Here is a 17798-nt window from a genome sequence, read left to right as displayed (position 1 = left end):
TTAATAGGTATTTTGTGAAATAATCGAATTCACTAAATTTTCCACCGCAGTTTGATCATAGACTAAACTTGATGTGGAATAGCGGGTTTGCTGTTGGTTTTGATCATGAGCGGTTCGTAATACCTCACCATCAGTTTGCTGGACATTCACTTCCACCTGAGAAGACAAACCGATACGGAGCGGATATTTTTGCAACTGTTCAGGATCTAACGCAATGCGAACTGGCACACGTTGCACTACTTTAATCCAGTTCCCTGTGGCATTTTGTGCGGGCAACAAGGAAAACGCACTGCCTGTTCCCATATCAATCCCCGATATTTTTCCATTAAATTCAACGTTATCACCGTATAAATCTACTTTGATTTTCACCGGTTGGCCAAGTCGCATATGTCTTAACTGGGTTTCTTTGAAGTTCGCATCAATCCACATTTGATCCACTGGAATCACCGCTAATAATGCCGATCCAACCGCCACTTTTTGCCCCACTTGCACCGAACGGCGTGCCACATAGCCATCAATCGGACTGACGATTTGACTACGTTGTAAATTTAACCACGCCTGTTTTAATTGGCTGACGGCACTCAATACCGCAGGTTGCTGTTCTAAGGGTACATCAAGCAATAAGGCCTGGTTCGCTGCTAATTGATTTTGTGTCGCCAGTAAATCTACTTTGGCTAATTCAACCGCCTCTTTTGCATGTAAATAACTTTCTTTATCAATAGATTGGGTTCTATTTAGCTGTTCACGACGTTGTAAATTTCCACGTGCTTGTTCAAGACTAACAGTCTTACTTTGTACCGTGGCAGAAAGTTGTTTTATACTATAATTTAATTGTGAAATCTGACGTACTGCACTGGCTAAATTACTTTGAGCTTGTTCAAAAGCAAGCTGTAAATCACTGTTATCTAAAGATAATAACGGCTCACCGGCTCGCACAAAATCCATGTTATCCACATTTATTTGCTGAACATTACCGCTGACTTGTGATGAAATCATCACTTGATTTCCACTCACATAAGCATCATCGGTCGTTTCATAGCCTTTGACAAAAAAGAACCAATAAAGCCCTGTGGCTAAGGCAATTAACAATAAAATAACGATAAAAATAGATAGTGCTTTTTTACGATTTCTTTTTTTGCTGGAAGGAAAGTTTTTTTCTTCTGACATATTATGTTTCCTTATTTGACAGATTCGTTTACAAGACGACTGCCTATTTTAACGCAAAAAGCGGTCAAAAATCTCATTTATCTTGTTGATTAACACAAATTTTCCAGCAATATTCTCTTTTTCCCAACCGGCTAATAAGATTTCTGGGGTAAATTGCTGTTGTGCCACTGCTGCCAAAGGCAAATAGCTAATATGCCAAGGTTCACGCCCGACTTCTTGATATTGTTCGGGTTGCATAAACGGCAAACCGAAATCAAAGTGCGGTAATTTTTCTTGCAGAAATTGGCTCAACTCAAAGAAATAGCCACCCTGTTGATATTCCCAAGGTTCAAGTTGCAAATTCTGCCCTACTGGCAATAAATCAGGATCAAAAAAATCAATTTCTGTCCCCCAATGATGACGGCTTGCCCCCGGCATGGCTGACCAACGCAAGATCGCTTGTGCTTTTTGCCAGTCATCTAATGGGCTTAAATCAAGTGGGTTACCTTGATCGTCATGGACTTTCCGCTCGCCGTTAAATTTACCATTCCAAATTAACTGCTGGCGTTGAAAATCCCGAAAACTACTGGCTGGCTGTAAATTAAAGCCATTTTGCACCGCACTTTGTTGTAACCCTTGAAAGGCTTTCACCGCCTGCGGTTGCAAAAAATGATTTGACGAGTGCGGACAAGGCAATGGCACTAAATGCGTGCGAGATTTACCGGTTAATTGATCGATAGTTAATTTCATATTTTTGTCTTGATTTTTAGTAAACATAACGCTATTATTTAGGAACTGCCTAGCAGTAGTTGCAGCTACTGCTAGGACTTTACGTTAAATCATTAGTAAGCAGGTAGTGCTATAACTAATAAGATAACGAGGATTAGTATTTTAACTGTCATAATCCAGTTCCTTTTTGTAAGCCCCACTCGCCAGCGTGGGGTTTGCTGTTTCTAGCCCCATGCTAGCGAGTGGATTATATCACAACTGGATTTTAAACCACTATATTTATTTTCACTATTTTAGTTAAGTAAATTCCTCAACATTTCCCGATACACTTCTCCTAATGTCACCAAATCACTGACACTCACACATTCATCCACTTTATGAATCGTGGCATTAAGCGGTCCAAGCTCCACCACTTCACAGCCCATTAAGGCGATAAAACGAGCATCGGACGTACCGCCGCCTGTGTCTAACTGCGGTGAAATGTTGACGATTTTTTCAAGAGCATCAACGACCGCTTTCACCAATTTATTCGGTTGGGTTAAAAACGGTTTTCCCGACAAATTCCACTCAATTCGGTGTTTTAAGCCGTGTTTTTGTAGCAGTTCAGCGACCTTGTTTTTAATGAAATCATCGGTGACTTCGGTGCAATAGCGTAAATTAAATTGCACAAAAAGCTCGCCAGGAATCACATTATTACTGCCTGTGCCCGCTTGAATATTGGCGATTTGCAAACTGGTAGGCGGAAAAAATTCATTGCCGTTATCCCATGGGTAAGTGGTCAGTTCCTGCAAAAAGGGCACCGCTTTATGTACAGGGTTCTCAGCTAGATGGGGATAGGCAACATGTCCTTGAATGCCTTGAATATAGAGATTGCCCGTGATCGATCCTCGTCTGCCGTTTTTCACAATATCACCGAGCGTTTTTGAGCTAGACGGCTCGCCCACAAGGCAATAATCAATGTTTTCACCACGAGCCATTAAGGTTTCCACCACTCGCACCGTACCGTCTTTGGCGGCAGCTTCTTCATCAGAGGTAATTAACAAGGCAATGGTGCCTTGATGATTTGGGTGAGCTTTGACATAGTCTTCTGCCGCCACCACCATCGCCGCCAGCGATCCTTTCATATCCGCTGCCCCACGGCCATACAGCATATCACCCACAATGTCTGCAGAAAAAGGTGGATACGTCCATTGGCTTTCATCCCCCGCCGGTACTACATCGGTATGCCCTGCAAACGCAACAATCGGAGCGGTTGAGCCGTGTTTTGCCCACAGATTTAAGGTGTCATTAAAGGGAAACCATTCAATGCTAAAGCCTAATTTTTCAAGGCGGTCAGCAATCACCTGTTGGCAACCTTGATCGTCAGGGCTGATAGAGGGACGGCGAATAAGATTTTGAGCGAGAGAGAGAATGTCGTTTTTCATTTTATTTTCAATATGTTATTTTTCTATATTATGAGTAGATGATGTGGCATTAATGACTTGCAATCCATTCAAGCAATGCACTATTCATTCGAGTTTGCCAGCCTTTTCCAGTGGATTTAAAATACTCTAATATCTTATCATCAAGGCGAATTGTTACAGGTTTTTTAGGATTTACCGAATAGGGGCGACCTATTTTCTTTCTTAACTCATTTAAATCTGAACTCATCATCGCATTGTCCCAATCAAACTGTTGCTCAGAGTCATCTTTTACTACCTTATCAGGAGCGTTGGCAAGCAGTACATTTTTATCCATAAATGATGTCAATGAATTTTCTCGTTTCATATTTATCCGCCTTTCTAATTGAAATAATATGGGGAAATTCTCTGTCCACCCAAACCATAAAAACAACTTGATGATGTAATATCCCATAGCTTTGTAAGCGTTGTTCACCATAAAAAAGTCTTTTATCTTCAGTGGTTAACATAGGATTATCAAAAATCACTTCACAGCCAATAAAATCAATACCGTGTTTAGCAATATTGATAATTCGTTTATTTTCATCATAACTAATTAACATCTAAACGCTCACGAATCCTTTAATAATTGTATGTACAAAAAATAAGAATGTCAAATAAGTGAGAGAATACAAAAGAGAATGTTAAATAGCTATATTCCTTTGTCATTTTTGGAATACAGATCACAAAAATGAATTTTATTCAGGGGAAAACCACCTATTATCCCCTGTGATCTTTACAGATTAAATGCGTGTTGATATTCAGTTTGGTCAAATCCAATTAACGCCACGCCATCTTGCAAAATAATCGGACGTTTAATCAGTGTAGGTTGTTCTACAAGCACTTGAAGTGCGGTGTTTTTTTCAAGATTTTTTTTCACCGTTTCATCTAAATTTCGCCACGTGGTGCTACGTTTATTAACCAGATTTTGCCAACCGAATTGGCTTTCTGCTTTAGCTAAAAAATCAGGTGCTAAACCGTCCACACGATAGTCGTGTAGTTGATGTTCAATATGATTATCGGTCAGCCATTTTAAGGCTTTTTTTACCGTGTCGCAGTTTTTGATACCGTAAACTTTTATCATCATTTCTTCCTTTATGAAAAAAAGTGCGGTTAAAAATTTTCGCTTTTTTTCACCGCACTTTATCTGATTATTTCAACAAATACGCTCTTAAAGTGGCAAAATCATTGTCCATTTCATCTGACAATAACGGCAATTTGTTGTGTTTATCAAGGGCTTCTGGCAAGGGTAATTCAATGTCTAAAATTCGCTCTACGCTTTCTTTGAATTTGGCTGGGTGAGCGGTGCAAAGGAATAAGCCTGTTTCGCCTGTTTGCAACTGATCTTTTAACACTTGGTAAGCAATCGCACCATGTGGTTCACACAAATAACCTTGAGCGTATTGGGCTTTCAGTGCGGTTTCCGTTTCAGCGTCATTTAATGCTCCTGAACCTAATTCGCTTAACTGCCAGCCGTTGCGTTTAAATAATTCTTCTACCCGAGGCCAGTTGTTTGGTCGGCTTACGTCCATGGCATTAGATAGCGTAGCCACGGTTGCATTGGGTTGCCATTCGCCTGTTTGTAAGTAACGTGGCACCGTGTCGTTGGCGTTGGTGGAGGCAATAAAGCGTTTGATTGGCAAGCCTAAGGTTTTGGCAATTAAGCCAGCAGTTAAGTTACCGAAGTTACCACTTGGCACGGACACCACCAAATTTTGGCGTTGTTCGGTGTTCAACTGGGCTGCAGCTTCAAAATAGTAGCACACTTGAGCCAGTAATCGACTGATATTAATCGAGTTAGCCGAATTTAAGCCGATAGCTTGACGGAGTTCTTCATCATCAAAGGCTTGTTTAACAAGGGTTTGGCAAGCATCGAAGTCGGCGTTAATCGCCACCGTGCGAATATTGCCACCGAGTGTGCAGAACAGTTTTTCTTGTAATGGGCTGATTTTGCCTTTCGGATATAAAATCACCACGTCAATATTGTCTAATCCGTAAAACGCATGAGCCACCGCCGCCCCTGTGTCGCCTGAAGTTGCCGTTAAAATCGTAATTTTGCCATCCCCACGCACGGTAGCAAGGGCTTGTGCCATAAAGCGACCGCCGAAGTCTTTAAAGGCTAATGTTGGACCGTGGAATAATTCTAAAGCATAAATATTGTCCGCCACTTTCACCACGGGAGCAGGGAACGTAAAGGCATTTTTCACCATAGCATTGAGTTTGTCGGCTGGGATTTCATCACCGATTAATGCAGCTAAGATTTTTTGGCTACGTTCCACTAAAGGCAATGCCAATAATTCGTCAATATTGCTTAATTGCGGAATGGTTGCTGGAAAAAATAAGCCCTGATCTTTACCTAAGCCTTGACGGACGGCTTGGGCGAAGTTGACTTGTTGTTCTGGGTGTTTGATGTTGTATAAATTCATTTTTGTTCCGATTCTGTCGTTTTCTTCATTTGACTGGGTGATTTGGGCGTATGCAATACGCCCCTACAATGTTATTTTTATTCTACGCTAATTCCCTTGCCCCTGCATTATCCACTTTGCAAATATGCACAAAACCCTCGTTATTTTGTAGATAATGATTTTCAAGGTAATTTGCCACTTTGGTGGCAGTCGCAAGATCAGGGGTAATGCTAAACATGGTCGGTCCTGATCCTGAAATGCCACTGACTAACGCCCCTAAATCTCGGCTGGCCTGTTTCACTTCGGCGAAATTTGGCAGTAAGGCGGCACGATAAGGCTCAGCAATAACATCTTTCATCATTAAGGCTGCCAATACATCTTGCCCTGTATGGCAAGCGTGCACAAAGCTGCCTAAATGGCGACCGTGGGCGATCATATCCTGACGAGTATAGCTTTTTGGTAAAATGGCACGAGCTTCTGCCGTGGAGACTTCAATACCGGGGTACGCCAACACCCAATACCAACTGTCAAAAAAAGGCAATTTTTGACTGATATTGCCTAGACTTTGCACCATTAATTGCAAGCCACCGAGATAACAAGGGGCAACATTATCATAATGGATGGAGCCTGAAATTCGCCCCTCCAATTCGCCCATCATTTCTAATAATTCCATTTTGGAAAACGGCTCATCATGGAATTTATTTAACGCCACCAAGGCTGCCACAATGGAACAGGCACTGGAACCCAGTCCCGAACCAATTGGCATATTTTTTTCCAAGGTTAAACGCAAGCCTTTGGTTTTACCACCACGCAATTTAAAGCGTTCGCTGAATAGCACGTAGGCTTGATACACAATGTTTTTTTGTGGCTCTTTTGGCAATTTTCGCACAAAATAGCCCGCACTTTCTAACTCAAATCCTTGCGGAATGTCTTCAATTTGCACCACATCGCCGAGCAATGAGCCATCAATCGGTGAAATTGCCGCCCCGAGGGTGTCAAAGCCCACATTGATATTGGCACTGGAGGCTGGGGCATAAATTCGTAATGTCGTCATTGTGTTTGTCCTTAGGATTTTAAGGTTCTTAAAATATCCGCAAAGATCCCTGCGGCAGTCACCGCATTACCTGCACCATAGCCACGTAATAACAATGGAATTGGCTGATAATAGCGGGTATAGAACGCCAACGCATTTTCACCGTTTTTCACTTTATATAAAGGATCATCGCCGTCCACGGCGACAATAGACACCTTACATTTGCCATTTTCAATCTGACCCACATAACGCAATACTTTTCCCTCGGCTTTGGCTTTTGCGACTCGCTCTGCAAATTCCGCATCTAATTGCGGTAACATAGCCATAAATTCATCGACATTTTTACCTTCGCTAAAGCCTTTTGGTAGCACGCTATCTACTTCAATGTCGGCTAATTCAAGGTTTAAACCAATTTCACGAGCTAAAATTAATAGCTTACGCGCTACATCAGTTCCCGATAAATCATCTCTTGGATCAGGTTCAGTAAAGCCTTTTTCACGAGCAAGTGCGGTGATTTCTGATAAGGTTTTGCCCGTTTCTAATTCACCAAAAATAAAGGACAATGAACCAGATAAAATTCCGTTAAATTTTACCACATCATCACCTGCGGCAAGCAGATTTTGTAAGTTTTCGATCACTGGCAAACCGGCACCCACATTGGTGTCATACAAGAATTTACGCTGTGTACCACGTGAATTTTCACGCAGTAAATTATAGTATTCAAGTTCTCGAGTGTTGGCCTTTTTATTCGGCGTGACCACATGGAAACCCTCGCTTAATGCTCTAGCATATAAAGCTGGTACCGAATCGGAAGACGTGCAATCCACAAATACTGGATTAACCACGTGATGTAACTTAATGAAAGACAATAACACATCAAAATCTGACGGTTGAGTGGCATTGGCTAAATCGTCTTTCCAATTATCCAAATTCAAGCCGTTTTCATTCAATAGCATTTTGTTGGAATTGGCTAAGGCACAAACTCGGATTTCAATGTCCTTTTTTGCCAAATATTCTCTTTGACGTTTGATTTGTTCGATTAATTCGCCGCCGACACCGCCGACGCCGACAAGAAACATGTCCACCACTTTTTTATTATTAAACAAGGCTTGGTGCGTCGCACGCACTGCCTCAATGGCTTTATTTAACGGCACCACGGCAGAAATAGAACGCTCGGAAGAACCTTGTGCAATGGCCACAATGCTGATATTCGCACTAGCCAAAGCAGAGAAGAAATTCGCCGCAATGCCTTTGGCTTGTTTCATGCCGTCACCGACCACGGAAATAATCGATAAATCATGGATGACTTCCACGGGGTCTAAGGCTTTAGAGGCTAACTCTTGGGCAAATTCGGCGTTTAATGCGGCTTTGGCTTTCTCCATGGCTTTCGTTGGCACGCAGAAACTGATACTGTATTCGGAAGAAGATTGCGTAATTAAAATCACGGATACGCCGGCTTTTGACATGGTCGAAAATACTCGAGCGGCCATGCCCACCATACCTTGCATACCGGCACCCGATACATTAAACATAGCAACGTTATCTAAATTGGTAATGCCTTTCACTTGTAGGCCGTCTGAAACACGTTCATTGCCATCAATCACTGAACCCGGAGCGTCTGGATTGCCGGTATTTTTAATTAAGCATGGAATTTGTGGTTCAACTAATGGCCCGATCGTCCGTGGGTGAATCACTTTGGCCCCGAAATAAGACAACTCCATGGCCTCACGATAAGACAAACTTGGTAACAAACGAGCGTCAGGCACTAAACGAGGATCGCAAGTAAACACGCCGTCCACATCGGTCCAAATTTCACATACTGAGGCATGTAAACAAGCGGCTAAACAGGCAGCAGAATAGTCAGAACCATTACGGCCTAATAACACCAATTCGCCTTTTTCATTACCGGCAGTAAAACCTGCCATCAGCACCACATTTTTCGCTGGAATAGAACTGGCATCCACACGTTTGGTGGATTCCGTAATATCCACACTGCTTTCTAAATAAGAACCATGGGCTAATAATTTTTGCACCGGATCAACTAAGGTCACCTCATAACCGCAAGCCTCAAACCAGGCTTTCATCATAGCAATAGACAATTTTTCCCCACGACAATCAATGGTCGCTTTGACGCTATCTTCTACTTTACCCGCTTGACGAATTTGGCTATCTAATTGTTTAATTTGAGCAAATTCCGCATCAATTAAGGCTTTCGTCCCTGCCAGATCAAATTTATTATTTTTTGCATGTAATCCGTTAATAATATGATAGAAAATATCAAGGGCTTCACTAAAATGATCTTCGGTAGGTTGATTTAGACTGGCTTTTTCTGAAATGGCGACAAGGTGATTGGTGATTTTGGCAGGTGCCGATAAAACCCCTGCAGCCTGTTCTTCTAAATGGGCTTTTTCGATCAGCTCTGCGGCTTGTAAAAAACGTTCTGGGTTGGCTAAAGATGTGCCACCAAATTTGAGTACTCGCATAATGTTTCCTTAATGTTGTGAATGTTTAAAATCTTGTATAAAAAAACCCGCACTTTATCGTTGTTGCGGGTTTTGTTGAATTTGATTACGCACTAACCCGCCCCATTCATCGTCATAATGGTGGTGGTCATAATCATGGTAAAAGTGCGGTTTAATTTCATTATTTTTTTCCGAAATTTTTAACTGACGTTAGAAATACCGAAATTTTATAACATTGTCAAATAGAAAATAAAAAATAATACTAAAAAATTATCTTTGGTGCTTATTTTTTAGAAATCAGCTAAAATAGCGGTTCAAAATTAAGGAAAATTAAAGGCTCGCTATATGCAAATTAAAAATAATTTAGATCAGATTCATCAGCAAATTGAACAAGCCTGTCAACAAGCCAACCGCTCACCGCATTCTGTACAATTATTGGCGGTATCAAAAACCAAAACCGTGGAAGATATTCAGCAAGCGATTGACGCCGGTCAATGGGCATTCGGTGAAAATTATGTGCAAGAGGGCGTGGATAAAATTCAACATTTTAACGCAGTCGGTGTCGCCTTAGAATGGCATTTTATTGGGCCGTTGCAATCCAACAAAACACGTCTCGTGGCGGAAAATTTTGATTGGATGCAGACCTTGGATCGTGCCAAAATTGCGGATCGTTTGAATGCTCAACGACCTGAGGGGAAAGCACCGTTAAATGTATTAATCCAAATTAATATCAGCGATGAACAAAGTAAGTCGGGCATTCAACCGAAAGACATGTTGGCTTTAGCAAAACATCTCGAAAATTTACCGCACTTACGTTTACGTGGATTAATGGCCATCCCTGCACCAACCGATAAAATTGCGCAACAAAAAATGGCATTAAGTGCCATGCACGCCTTATTTGAGCAACTGCGAAAAGCCTTGCCAACACAACAAATTGACACGCTTTCCATGGGGATGACCAGTGATATGGAAAATGCGATTCTTTGTGGCTCAACCATGGTACGAATTGGCACGGCGATTTTTGGTAAACGCAATTATTCCAGTAACTAACGATTGTATTTAGCAAAACTATGTTATAATCGACGGGTTTAACTTTACATGAATTTTAAGAGCAGACATGAATATTCGTTGGACAGCGATTCTCGCTATTATTATGCTGAGTTTATTGGGGTGGTATTATTCCTTAAATCAGACAGATAGCGGATTAACTGAATTAATCAAGAAAGAAGAAAGCCCCGAATACACCGGTGACAAAATGAGCACGGTGGTATATTCGCCCACGGGGGCAAAACAATATGTGGCCATTTCCGATAAAGTAGAATATTACGAAAATGACGGTCATACGGATTTCCAAACGCCGATTGTGTATTTATTCGACATAGAAAACGAAAAAACACAACAAAAAGAAAGTTGGAAATTGCAGGCCAATAAAGCCACCTTAAGCAAGGATAATATGTTGTATTTAGAGGGAAATGTACTGGGCGAAAGTTTGTTACCCTTGTCTAAATTACAACGCATTGAAACGGAAAGTGCGGTGGTCAATTTAACCACACAAGACATTCATTCCGATAAACAAGTGAAAATTAACGGCTTAAATTTTACGTCCACAGGGCTAAAATTAACCGGCAATTTGCAACAACAAGTAGCGACATTGAAAGAACAAGTCAAAACACACTATGAGATTAGTAAATCAAATGATGAAACAAAAAATACACCATAAACTTATTTTATTAACGGCAATGATGATGACTTCCGTGTCAGTGTTTGCCTTAAAAGATGATACCAATCAACCGATTAGCATTACCTCTGACAACCAGTCTTTAGATATGGAAAGTAGCGTGGTGACATTCACGGATAACGTGGTAATTACCCAAGGATCGATTTTAATCAAAGCCAGCAAAGTCACCATCACTCGCCCACCAGAAAATTCGGGCAAAAAAGAAACCGTGGAGGCCTTTGGTAGCCCAGTGAGTTTTCACCAGAAATTAGACAACGGCAAACCGGTGGATGGCAAAGCCAATAAAGTGCATTATGATTTAGGCGCTGAATTTTTAACCCTAACTGGCAACGCAGAGCTTAAACAATTAGACAGCAAAATCAATGGTGACCGTATTACCTATGATGTGAAAAAACAACAACTTAAAGCCAACAGCGCAAAAGGTAATCGAGTGAAAACCGTGTTAATTCCAAACCAATTAAACGAGAATAAGAAAAAATAAGGTCACCAATTATGTCTGTGTTAAATGCGGAAAACCTCGCAAAAAGTTATAAAAGCCGTAAAGTTGTGTCGGACGTGAGTTTCACTGTCAAATCTAACGAAATTGTCGGCTTACTCGGCCCTAACGGGGCGGGCAAAACCACGTCATTTTATATGGTGGTGGGCTTGGTTCGCCATGATGAGGGCAAAATTACCATTGATGGCGAAGATATTAGCCTGTTACCTATGCACAATCGAGCGCAAAAAGGGATCGGCTATTTGCCCCAAGAGGCCTCTATTTTTCGCCGTTTAAGCGTCTATGACAATTTAATGGCGGTGCTAGAAATTCGTAAAGATTTGAATACCGCACAACGCCGTGCAAGAGCCGATGAACTCATTGAAGAATTTAATATCGGGCATATTCGTGATAACTTGGGCCAATCACTTTCTGGAGGCGAACGTCGCCGTGTGGAAATTGCCCGAGCCTTAGCCGCTAACCCGAAATTTATTTTATTAGATGAACCCTTTGCGGGGGTTGACCCAATTTCGGTGATCGATATTAAGAAAATCATCACAGACTTACGTAATCGAGGCTTAGGCGTGTTAATTACCGATCACAATGTGCGTGAAACCTTAGATGTCTGCGAACGAGCCTATATTGTCAGTGCTGGCCACATGATCGCCACCGGTACACCAAGCGAAGTGATGAATAACGAGCAGGTTAAACGTGTTTATCTCGGTGAACAATTTAAATTATAAAGAAGAAAAATATGACAAAATTCACCGCACTTTTAACCCCCGAAACCATTCGTCAAGGCGTTATTTGTACGAGTAAAAAAACCGCACTAGAAATGGCCGCCAACCTCTTAGCCGAACAAGTCAACATAGACGATTTTGGCGAAATAGAATGCTTTGAAAGCCTATTTAATCGGGAAAAATTAGGCTGCACAGCGATAGGTAATGGCATTGCCATGCCTCGTTCACGCATGCCAAACGGTGATAAAGTCTGTGCCGTATTTTTGCAATTAAGCCACGCCATTGATTATGACGCAGCGGATAAACGAGAAGTGGATCTCATTTTAGCCATTCTTATTCCCGAGGCATTTTGCCCCGATTATACGCCAGTGTTGGTGGAATTTAGCGAAAAATTAAAAGACAAAGCCTTGCATAAACAGCTCCGAGCAGCACAAAGTGCGGAGGAAATTTGGCAAGTTTTCCAACAGTTTGATGAAAAAATAACGGAAGATTCAGATTTACCCACATAACCACATTATTGAGATAAATTATGGAATTAATTATTGTTAGCGGACGCTCAGGGGCAGGAAAATCCGTCGCCCTACGTGCTTTAGAAGATATTGGTTACTACTGTGTCGATAATTTACCCATTGAACTCCTCCCCCAGTTAGCCCAAATTCTCTCTAAAAATCAACAGCTCGCTGCGGTCAGCGTGGACATTCGCAACTTACCAGATTCAGCCGAATCCCTCGAGCAGATGATCAACCTGTTATCCACCCAACATCAGGTTAAAATTATTTTCCTCGATACGGATCAAGATGTCTTAATCCGCCGTTACAGTGATTCCCGCCGCCCTCATCCGCTTTCATCCATTAAAGATATTTCCCTTGAAGTGGCCATTAATGCCGAACGGGATTATTTGGAACCGCTATATCAACAAGCCAATATTATTGTGGATACCACCGAATTATCCACCCACGAACTGGCCGAAAAATTACGTAATTTCTTACGTGGCAATCATAATAAAGAACTGAAAATTGTGGTGGAATCCTTTGGCTTTAAATACGGCATTCCCCTTGACGCCGATTATGTATTTGATGTGCGTTTCTTACCCAATCCCCACTGGGATCCTGCGCTACGCCCGATGACCGGCCTCGATCAACCCGTGATTGAATTTTTGGAACGGCATACCGAAGTCTATAATTTTATTTACCAAACCCGCCATTTTATCGAAACATGGTTGCCAATGTTGGAAAAAAACAACCGCAGTTATTTAACCATTGCCATCGGCTGCACGGGCGGAAAACACCGTTCGGTGTATATTGCGGAACAAATTGGCAAGTATTTTCAAGATAAAGAAAAAAATGTGTCGATTCAGCATAATTCGTTGAAAAAGCAGGTATAATGGACAAAATGGTTGCTATTTAGCATTTTCTTTAACTGAATAGCAACTTTTCTTATTCAAAAAATCCTGTATAAACAAGATCTTATTCTTTGTTTTTAAACCGCTATGTGTAGCTAATTTCTTCTTCAGTTCTTTAAATAGCCTTTCAATCCGATTTGTTGTTTTTTCAATCTTTAGTTCAGGATATTTCTCAAAAGTAAACAGGACATTTTCATGTCGTTTTAAGCTGAAATAGGCACTTCTAAGTTGCTTGTGTTTGAACGGTTTTCTACCATTTTGTTCAGCTTTTTCTGAACGCTCTAGCAAGTAATTTTTGTGCTTCTGATGCCATTCATTTAGATTACGATAAAATATTTTTTAGTACTTTTTTTAAGCGTTTTTATCAGCTCTTGTAGCTCTTTTCCTGCTTCAGATTTTGGTTTCCTTGTGAGCTTTCGCATAACGAGTACAACTTGATGAAACTGGCAAAGTTGACATGTTTCCCATCACAAGTAATGGATTGAATTTTATATCCTTTTTCTCGCAACTTGTTCATTACAACTTTGTAATAAATAGCTTTTTCTGTTTTGACAATTTGATGATAGATCACTGTATCGGTAAGCGAATTCATAAAAACCATAACCCCAAATTTACGTCCAAAGAAGGTAACATCCATGATGATATTGATAGGGGTGAATTCAGGCTTAATAAGCACCGATTTGGGGGCTTTTTTGATGTGTCTTTGAATGGTTCGTATTGAACGTTGGTACGTTTCTGATAGCTCTTTTAACGTTTGTTTTTTAACAGAGTAATCGTGCCAAATTTGAGCAGAATTTAGAGAAGAATTATTGCTAAATAATTTCCCACAAGATGTGCATTTGAAACGTTGGATCTTATTTCTGATTCTGTATTTTTTCGTGGTATTTTTTAAGCAAAATGGGCAATTTTTTTGTGCATCATTTTGGAAGCAGGTTAAAGCCTTATACTATAAGGCTTTAATTTACTACTTAGCAACCATTTTGTCTATTAAGCCTAGATATTTAAAAAATAGCATAAACAAAAACGACCCTAGGGTCGTTTTTTGATGGTTATTTTTCCATAAAGCTCGAATTTTGCTGATACACATCAAGGAATAGTCCCAAAGGTGGACGGTTAGACGACTCTGGCTGATAAGTGCGGTCGTATTTTTGATAGTTTCCTTTATTATCAATATGATATTGTGTACCATTTGGCGTAATAATCACATTCCAACGGTAATTAGAGACCAATACCCACTCGCTTGGTGATTGGGTGTGGTCGAATAAATTATGCCCTTGGGTGTAATCTGCATTGCTGTTTTTCACCCAAAATAGGTTATACATCAAGGCCGGCACCACATCAATATGACTGGTGAGTTTGTCCTCCTCACCAGTATTTAACTCTTTCCACGCCACAATCATTGGCACATGAATTTCTTCTGGCGCAAAATAATTAAGCAATTCTCCCTCGGTTTTTTGGAACGAATAACCTTGCTCGCCTGTGATAATCACGGCAGTATTCTCCAATGCCTGTTGAGCGTTTAAATCGGCCAAGATAAGGCTAATTTGCTGATCTAATTGCGTTAATTGCGCCTGATAAAAGGCTTGTTCTTGTGCCTCAGTCGGCAAGTGTTGCTGACGAGTGAGTTCACCGATATCTAAATTCAAATAGCTAAACCAAGGTTGATCGGCCGATTTTTGTTTAAACCAAACTTGCCAATTTTTCACCGCACTTTGATTATCAATTTGACTATTTTTCGCCTTCAGTTTGGGTAATTTCATCTGATGAAATAAGGCTTGGTGGAAAATGCTCGGTTTAAAATTTGTGGCAGAGAATAACCCGAATTGATAGCCATCTTGTTGCATTTTTTCAATCAAGACCGAGGTTTGTTTGTGATTTAACAAACTATCGGTATAGTTCGCATTTAAGCCATAGAATAAACCGGTAATCGCCGCATTATTGCTACTGCCCGTGGTGTAATGGTGCGTAAATTGCGTCGCTTTTTCGGCAAATTCCGTTAACGCTGGCATTTTTTCTTTTTGCACCGCATCTTGGCGTAAGCCTGACACCGTGATAATGAATAAATTAGGTTTATTTTCAACGGGTTCGTAACTCAATGCCTGTTTCGGATAGTTGATCATTGGCGTATCGGGACGCCCCTCTTGATCTAAGGTGGTTTCATATTGTTGTTTATCTAATAGGCCGTGTTTTTCTAAGAACGTGCGGGCAGTCATGGGATAAGACAACGGAAAATTGGATTTTTGCATGGTAATCGGGCGATATAAATAAGCGTCCGCCCAAGCATAGATTAAATGCGTGGTAATAAACAACCCTGTCAATAACACACCGACGCCACGGATCCATTTTTGCCGTTCTAAACTGCGTAATTTATACCAAGCCCAACGGGAAAACAGCATTTGCGCCAATAGCATTAACGGCATAGGCGTAAAGAAAATCTGCCAATCTCGTGACAGTTCGCCATTTTCAGGGTTAACCAGCAAATTCCATACCACGCTAGAAAGGTGCAAGTTAAAACGTGAAAAGACTTCAGTATCGACTAACAATAACGTCGTGGCAATGGTGGCAATAATCACGCTCACGCCACGGAAAGTGCGTTCATTTTTAATGATAAAACTGAGCGGAAACAGCACCAATAAATAGGCACCAAAGGCAATAAAACTAAAATGGCCGAGAATGCTGATAAAGAAATAAAGTCGTCCGAGAAAAGTATGTGGCCAGTCAATCAAAAAAGCGTAGCGAGAGCCAATGGCGACCGCCCAGAGAATATTAAAAAAGGCAAACCAATGTCCCCAAGAAATTTTTTGGGACGTCTGTTCACGGTATTGTCTGCCATTTTTAATCCAAAACATAACGCACTCTTAACTTTGTTATTTTGTGGGTTTGACGGAATTGATTAACGCCTCAGAAAAGGCTTGGGCGAGGGCCTGTTGTTGCTGTACGCCCACGCTACTGATCAGCAAATTCGTCACCATATTACCTAACACCATTAAAGACAAATCCACCGGTGCTTGATGTTTTTCTAACACGGCGATCATTTCATTTAAGATTGCATCTACTTGTTTATCTTGATATTTTGAGTTGCTAGCCATAATTGTATTTATTTTCTATCATGTATTTGCAAATACTACCACATTTTTAGCCAAAGTGCGGTTATAATTAACAGGATTTTACTATTTTCAAATAACAAAGAAGAAAAAATGAGCATTACCGTTAATCAAATTGTATTACATCAAATTATTAAAACCGCCAGTGAGGACGAAACTTCGCCGGTGAAATTAGATAGCATTTTACGTGAAACCTTGTTGCCAATTACGCCAGAAGTGGAGCAATTAATGCTTGAATTACATCAAGTATATCAAAGCAAAGCCAAAGGCTATGGTGTGTTCCAAGCACAATCGGTTTTTGCACAGGCACTCAATCGATTACTGGAAAAAGAAACGGATTTTTTACCGTTTAGCTATCAATCGACCCAACTGTTAGTCAATGAATTGGGCAAATATCCCTTTGCAGAAAGTGGTACGTTCGTGTTGTGTCAGTATAATTTCTTGGCAACGGATTATTTATTTGTTGCGCTGTTGGACAGTCGGATCAGCATGTTAGTGGACGAACAATTAGAAATTCACCGCACCCAATATTTGAACATTAACCAATTCGATATTGCCGCACGGATTAATTTAACGGATTTACGTGTGAACGCCACCTCAAACCGATATTTGACTTTTATCAAAGGCCGTGTCGGTCGCAAAATCAGCGATTTCTTTATGGATTTCCTTGGCGCTGAGGAGGGGTTAAATCCGAAAGTGCAAAATCAATGTTTATTGCAAGCGGTGAGTGATTATTGCGAACAGGGGGAATTGAACAATGAGCAGACACAAGCCGTGAAAAAGCAAGTGTTTGATTATTGCAAAGGACAAATTAATTGCGGTGATGATATTGAATTACGGGAACTTTCTGAAGAATTACCTACTCTAAATGAGCGTCCTTTTGTGGAATTTACCCAACAGCAAGAATACGGCTTGGAAGAGAGTATTCCGCCTGTGCCAACGGCGTTAAAATCTTTAACCAAATTTTCCGGTTCAGGCAAAGGCGTAACCTTGAGTTTTGATGCGTCGTTGATCAATAATCGCATTATTTGGGACGAACAAAATGACAGCCTCACGATTAAAGGCTTACCCGCGAATTTGCGTGATCAGTTACAGCGGAATGTAAAAAATTAATTTGGCAATAGC

18 protein-coding genes are annotated in these 17798 nt (G+C 40.9%); 7 read left to right on the top strand and 11 right to left on the bottom strand.

Annotated elements, in window-relative coordinates; translation table 11 throughout:
• The 9 genes from ACTG7Q_RS00380 to thrA form a co-directional block, all read right to left on the bottom strand.
• Positions 1–1167: an EmrA/EmrK family multidrug efflux transporter periplasmic adaptor subunit gene (locus ACTG7Q_RS00380; RefSeq protein ID WP_439239809.1), complete on the bottom strand. Its 1167-nt coding sequence runs from the start codon at positions 1165–1167 to the stop codon at positions 1–3.
• A 48-nt stretch (positions 1168–1215) separates the two neighbouring features.
• A complete protein-coding gene (locus ACTG7Q_RS00375; RefSeq protein WP_439239808.1) occupies positions 1216–1896 on the bottom strand; it encodes a M15 family metallopeptidase in 681 nt (226 codons plus the stop codon).
• A gap of 272 nt (positions 1897–2168) precedes the next feature.
• On the bottom strand, positions 2169–3299 hold the full coding sequence (dapE, locus tag ACTG7Q_RS00370) for a succinyl-diaminopimelate desuccinylase (protein ID WP_439239807.1): 1131 nt from the start codon (positions 3297–3299) through the stop codon (positions 2169–2171).
• A gap of 49 nt (positions 3300–3348) precedes the next feature.
• Positions 3349–3642, bottom strand: coding sequence for a BrnA antitoxin family protein (locus ACTG7Q_RS00365; RefSeq protein WP_439239806.1), 294 nt, complete (start codon positions 3640–3642; stop codon positions 3349–3351).
• Positions 3605–3877, bottom strand: a complete 273-nt coding sequence (locus ACTG7Q_RS00360) for a BrnT family toxin (RefSeq protein WP_439239805.1) — start codon at positions 3875–3877, stop codon at positions 3605–3607. The genes ACTG7Q_RS00365 and ACTG7Q_RS00360 overlap by 38 nt, the downstream gene beginning before the upstream one ends.
• Positions 3878–4050: 173 nt before the next feature.
• On the bottom strand, positions 4051–4398 hold the full coding sequence (locus tag ACTG7Q_RS00355; protein ID WP_439240617.1) for an ArsC family reductase: 348 nt from the start codon (positions 4396–4398) through the stop codon (positions 4051–4053).
• Between the two features lie 67 nt (positions 4399–4465).
• Positions 4466–5740, bottom strand: a complete 1275-nt coding sequence (thrC, locus tag ACTG7Q_RS00350) for a threonine synthase (RefSeq protein WP_439239804.1) — start codon at positions 5738–5740, stop codon at positions 4466–4468.
• 82 nt (positions 5741–5822) lie between these two features.
• Positions 5823–6773 carry a homoserine kinase gene (gene thrB, locus ACTG7Q_RS00345; protein ID WP_439239803.1) on the bottom strand — a complete coding sequence of 317 codons (951 nt, stop codon included), beginning with the start codon at positions 6771–6773 and terminating at the stop codon, positions 5823–5825.
• A gap of 11 nt (positions 6774–6784) precedes the next feature.
• Positions 6785–9235: a bifunctional aspartate kinase/homoserine dehydrogenase I gene (gene thrA, locus ACTG7Q_RS00340; protein WP_439239802.1), complete on the bottom strand. Its 2451-nt coding sequence runs from the start codon at positions 9233–9235 to the stop codon at positions 6785–6787.
• Positions 9236–9559: 324 nt separating this feature from the next.
• Here thrA and ACTG7Q_RS00335 point away from each other — a divergent pair, with 324 nt between their 5' ends.
• The 6 genes from ACTG7Q_RS00335 (at position 9560) to rapZ (ending at position 13551) form a co-directional block, all read left to right on the top strand.
• Positions 9560–10264 carry a YggS family pyridoxal phosphate-dependent enzyme gene (locus ACTG7Q_RS00335; RefSeq protein ID WP_439239801.1) on the top strand — a complete coding sequence of 235 codons (705 nt, stop codon included), beginning with the start codon at positions 9560–9562 and terminating at the stop codon, positions 10262–10264.
• A gap of 67 nt (positions 10265–10331) precedes the next feature.
• Positions 10332–10934 (top strand): LPS export ABC transporter periplasmic protein LptC, encoded by a 603-nt coding sequence (gene lptC / locus ACTG7Q_RS00330; RefSeq protein WP_439239800.1) that lies wholly within the window; start codon positions 10332–10334, stop codon positions 10932–10934.
• Positions 10912–11433: a lipopolysaccharide transport periplasmic protein LptA gene (gene lptA, locus ACTG7Q_RS00325; RefSeq protein WP_439240615.1), complete on the top strand. Its 522-nt coding sequence runs from the start codon at positions 10912–10914 to the stop codon at positions 11431–11433. The genes lptC and lptA overlap by 23 nt, the downstream gene beginning before the upstream one ends.
• 11 nt (positions 11434–11444) lie before the next feature.
• Positions 11445–12170: an LPS export ABC transporter ATP-binding protein gene (gene lptB / locus ACTG7Q_RS00320; protein WP_439239799.1), complete on the top strand. Its 726-nt coding sequence runs from the start codon at positions 11445–11447 to the stop codon at positions 12168–12170.
• An 11-nt stretch (positions 12171–12181) separates the two neighbouring features.
• Positions 12182–12676 carry a PTS sugar transporter subunit IIA gene (locus tag ACTG7Q_RS00315; protein ID WP_439239798.1) on the top strand — a complete coding sequence of 165 codons (495 nt, stop codon included), beginning with the start codon at positions 12182–12184 and terminating at the stop codon, positions 12674–12676.
• Positions 12677–12696: 20 nt separating this feature from the next.
• Complete coding sequence (gene rapZ, locus ACTG7Q_RS00310; protein WP_439239797.1) at positions 12697–13551, top strand: RNase adapter RapZ; 855 nt, start codon at positions 12697–12699, stop codon at positions 13549–13551.
• 1067 nt (positions 13552–14618) lie between these two features.
• Here the strand turns inward: rapZ and ACTG7Q_RS00305 are convergent.
• Both ACTG7Q_RS00305 and ACTG7Q_RS00300 read right to left on the bottom strand, forming a co-directional pair.
• Positions 14619–16418: a DUF3413 domain-containing protein gene (locus ACTG7Q_RS00305; protein WP_439239796.1), complete on the bottom strand. Its 1800-nt coding sequence runs from the start codon at positions 16416–16418 to the stop codon at positions 14619–14621.
• 18 nt (positions 16419–16436) lie between these two features.
• A complete protein-coding gene (locus tag ACTG7Q_RS00300) occupies positions 16437–16658 on the bottom strand; it encodes a YejL family protein (protein WP_439239795.1) in 222 nt (73 codons plus the stop codon).
• 108 nt (positions 16659–16766) lie between these two features.
• Here ACTG7Q_RS00300 and yejK point away from each other — a divergent pair, with 108 nt between their 5' ends.
• Positions 16767–17786, top strand: a complete 1020-nt coding sequence (gene yejK, locus ACTG7Q_RS00295; protein ID WP_439239794.1) for a nucleoid-associated protein YejK — start codon at positions 16767–16769, stop codon at positions 17784–17786.
• The last annotated feature ends 12 nt before the right edge of the window (positions 17787–17798 follow it).

It is taken from the genome of Lonepinella sp. BR2474 (assembly GCF_051851555.1).
Classification (GTDB): domain Bacteria; phylum Pseudomonadota; class Gammaproteobacteria; order Enterobacterales; family Pasteurellaceae; genus Lonepinella.
The sequence above is the reverse complement of the archived record's forward strand: the minus strand, read 5'-3'. Positions and strand labels throughout refer to the sequence as shown.